We start from the raw sequence: 510 nt of genomic DNA on the forward strand, positions 1-510 counted from the left end.
GCCGCGGCATCCGCGCCGTGCTGCTGGACGAGGACGACACCGTCGGCGTGCGCGGCGCCTCCTCCCGCGGCATCTGCTACGCGCAGAAGAGCCTGGAGATCTTCGCGCGGCTCGGCATCTACGAGCGCATCGCCGCCAAGGGCACCACCTGGTCCTTCGGCCGCACCTTCTCGGGCGAGACCGAGGTCTACAGCTTCAACCTGCGCACCGAAAGCGTCTCGGTGCAGCCGCCCTTCATCAACCTGCAGCAGTTCTACGTCGAGTGGTTCCTGGTCGACCGCATTGCCGAACTGGGGCTGACCGACATGCGCTGGAAGAACCGCGTGCTGCAGGTCGAGCCGCAGGCGGACGGCGTCGTGCTGGCGGTGGAGACACCCGCCGGCACCTACCACCTGCACGCCGGGCACCTGATCGACGCCACCGGCGCGCACAGCCCCATCCGCACCCAGCTGGCCCTGCCCGCCCATGCCTCGCGCAGCACCGACCGCTGGTGCATCAGCGACGTGCGCT

At 69.8% G+C, this 510-nt stretch carries 1 protein-coding gene; it reads left to right on the forward strand.

Annotated features, from left to right (window positions below):
• Positions 1-510: FAD-dependent monooxygenase (locus NS331_RS25220; protein WP_193758221.1), on the forward strand; the 510-nt coding region annotated here is incomplete at both ends.

The sequence above is a fragment of the Pseudacidovorax intermedius genome (assembly GCF_001476815.1).
Taxonomy (GTDB): Bacteria; Pseudomonadota; Gammaproteobacteria; order Burkholderiales; family Burkholderiaceae_C; genus Xenophilus; species Xenophilus intermedius_A.